The following is a 2,652-nucleotide window of genomic DNA, read 5'->3' as shown; positions in this document are numbered from 1 at the left end:
CTCTCCCTTTGGGAGAGGGGCCGGGGGTGAGGGTGTCCCTTTGGGAGAGGGGCTGGGGGTGGTCGCGCTAGCGGCGCGGAGCGCTTGGGCTCGCCTTAGAGAGATGGGCTGGGGGTGAGGAACAACAGCAGGGATCAAGGGCTTGGGGAGGAGATCCCAACCTGAGCGCAAACCTGGCCCTGCCGATCGAACAGGGTTACCTGCACCGGCAGGGATCGAGCAGCATACTTTTGCACATAGGCTGTTGCCCGCTGGCGGATTTGTCGAGTCAACTCCTGCAGCACCGGCTCTGCCCAGCCCAGCTCCTTCAGATACTGCACCGCTGCCTCCACCGTCCTTAGCTCTAGCACCTGCCGCGCCTGTTCGGCTGTTCCCCCGCAGCGGATGAGGGCTGCCATCAAGATTTCCAGGCGGGCATCGGCCACATGGCTGGAAGTGGTGAAGATGCCCCCTGCCAGCTTGATCAGCTTGCCGTGGTAGCCGATCAAATGAACCGACTCCGCCCCCCGCAACCCTGCTTCCACCAGCAGCGGCCCGATCCAATTGGCCACCAGTAGAATCTCTTCCGCCGGGATCCCTTGCCTCAAGGCCACCTGCTGCCCATGGCTACCCACGCAAAAGGCCAGATGCCTGTGCTTTTCCAACTTCTGCTGCAATTCGCAGCGGGCCCGCTCCAGGCTCTCGGCGCCGGCAGAAGGCTCCACCTCCGCCCGTGTCCCCAAAAGAGCCAGTCCTTCCAGCACCCCAAACGCCGCATTGGAAGTCCGCTCCGCCAAGAGTTTTCCCTCCGGCAAGATGATGCGCACCCGCAGCCGATAACCCTCTGGGATCCCAGACAAAAGGTTGATCTCAAACAGGCGCCGGGCGTAGGCATAGATGGCCGGGCTGCCGTCGGCGTGCCGCCCCAGCCCCTCCCCCGCTTCCAGGAGCAAAGGGAGAGCGGTGGGATCCCGTTCCTCCAAGCTCACCCAGGCCCAGACCGGTGTGTTGCGGGTGAGATCCAGGTGAGGGCCGGGATCCGAGCGGGTAATGGCCAGAGCCGTGTTCTCCGACAAAGCTGCCACCTGCTCTACCGGGATCCTGACCCAGCCGGCAGCGGATCCCGCCTCAGGCTCCACCTGCACGGCAATGACAGGATGAGCGCCGTCCTGCTCCAAAGCGATCCCGATGAGACGGTGGAGAGCAGCCTTAGCAGCAGCCACCGCAAACACGGGCAAGGTATAGCCCTGTTGGGGAAAGGGGAGAACCGCATCCTGCATTTTTTGTCTGGAAATAGAGAGAAACCTGCTCTGGAAAAAACTTTGGAGAGAGCCTATCTCAATTGTGGCCGACGCCAACCAGCAGGACTGGCTTGCTAGGGTAAACTCCTGAAGCCGACGTTTAGTTCTCCAACTGCGTAATCGTTAAATGATCTAGGGGAAGAAGGGGAGAAGCGAGAACTTATCTCTTTCAATAAAAGTAAAGAGTCAAACTGGGGCAGCTATGAGCGAAGCAGTGCAGCACTATCTTGAGCGTCTGGAGTCGCAAATACAGGAGCTGAAAGCTGCCATCGAGCGGATGCCGGAGCAGGTGGCAGCTGCTCTTCTGGCAAAGCAGGAGGCTAAAAAAAATGTCCCCGCCCCCTCCCGCTATAGCGTTCTGATCTCAGACTTGGTGGAAGATGGCAGCCACAACTTCCTGTTGGATGATGAACCCACCGTGGTAAGCAGCCGCAGCATGGGACACGAGCTTGCCCCAGAAGCCCAAGTCCAGCGACTGAGTGCCCAATTAACCGCTGCCTACAACCGCATCGCCGCCCTAGAGGAGCAGCTCTTGGCTCAGCGCCTGCAGCACTAAACCAACACAAACTAAGACGTGAAAACTTTGCCAGGGCTTCAGCGAGAGGCGACAGAGGGCTTGCCTTTGCGCTGTACATCCTGCATCTGAAAGCCGTGCTTGCGCAGCTCCTGATCCAGCAGCAGCTCGTTTTCCACGTGATCCACAAACAGCACACCATTGAGGTGATCGATTTCGTGCTGGATCACCCGCGCCAGCAAATCGTCAGCTCGAATGGTGCGGGGCCGACCGGTTTCATCTTTAAACGAAACCACGATCCCTTCTGGGCGCATCACCTCGCAAAATACCCCCGGAATGCTCAGGCAGCCCTCCTGCCCGGCAACTGCTTCGCCAATATACTCGCGGATCTCCGGGTTGATCAGCACCAGCGGCGGCACCTCCGGCTTGTCGGGATGGGGATCCACCACAATCATGCGCTTGGGAATGCCCACCTGCGGAGCCGCCAGACCGATCCCATCCGAGCTGTACATGGTCTGCAGCATGTCGCGAGCAAGCTGGCGGATCTCATCGTTGACCTGGCTGACACGCTTGGCCGGCTGCCGCAGCACCTTGTCGCCCATGCGATAGATGCGCAGGGGCGGATGCTTGAGCTTCACTTTGGGGACAGAAAGAGTGGCCACCATCCGGCAGGTCTCTCAGAATAAACAACAGCAGACGTCCAGTCCAGACTTCCATTTTACATTCGGTTCATGCCGTGCCGAGGCGATTCGTCTGCCGCTCAGCCCCCCTCTCCCTCTGGGAGAGGGGCTGGGGGTGAGGGTAGCGGCGCGGAGCGCTTGGGCTCGGCAGTGTGTCAGGTCGAAAGACTGGCTCAGG

Annotated in this window: 3 protein-coding genes; 1 reads left to right on the top strand and 2 read right to left on the bottom strand. The window is 60.2% G+C overall.

Features of this window, described 5'->3' with window-relative positions:
• Positions 1-134: 134 nt before the first annotated feature.
• Positions 135-1,259, bottom strand: coding sequence for a cobalt-precorrin-5B (C(1))-methyltransferase CbiD (gene cbiD / locus NW844_RS11670; protein ID WP_414335846.1), 1,125 nt, complete (start codon positions 1,257-1,259; stop codon positions 135-137).
• 223 nt (positions 1,260-1,482) lie between these two features.
• Between cbiD and NW844_RS11665 the strand changes: the two genes are divergently transcribed.
• Positions 1,483-1,836 carry a hypothetical protein gene (locus NW844_RS11665; RefSeq protein ID WP_414335844.1) on the top strand — a complete coding sequence of 118 codons (354 nt, stop codon included), beginning with the start codon at positions 1,483-1,485 and terminating at the stop codon, positions 1,834-1,836.
• 38 nt (positions 1,837-1,874) lie between these two features.
• On the opposite strand, the gene def is transcribed toward NW844_RS11665, so the two are convergent.
• Positions 1,875-2,459, bottom strand: a complete 585-nt coding sequence (def, locus tag NW844_RS11660; RefSeq protein ID WP_414335842.1) for a peptide deformylase — start codon at positions 2,457-2,459, stop codon at positions 1,875-1,877.
• Positions 2,460-2,652: the final 193 nt, after the last annotated feature.

This window comes from Synechococcus sp. H55.2, from assembly GCF_047462495.1.
In the GTDB taxonomy this organism is placed as follows: domain Bacteria; phylum Cyanobacteriota; class Cyanobacteriia; order Thermostichales; family Thermostichaceae; genus Thermostichus.
The sequence above is the reverse complement of the archived record's forward strand: the minus strand, read 5'-3'. Positions and strand labels throughout refer to the sequence as shown.

Bases quoted from the DNA above. Each gene is read 5' to 3' on its own strand.
- cbiD (WP_414335846.1), bottom strand. From the start codon at position 1,259: ATGCAGGATGCGGTTCTCCCCTTTCCCCAACAGGGCTATACCTTGCCC.
- NW844_RS11665 (WP_414335844.1), top strand. From the start codon at position 1,483: ATGAGCGAAGCAGTGCAGCACTATCTTGAGCGTCTGGAGTCGCAAATA.
- def (WP_414335842.1), bottom strand. From the start codon at position 2,459: ATGGTGGCCACTCTTTCTGTCCCCAAAGTGAAGCTCAAGCATCCGCCC.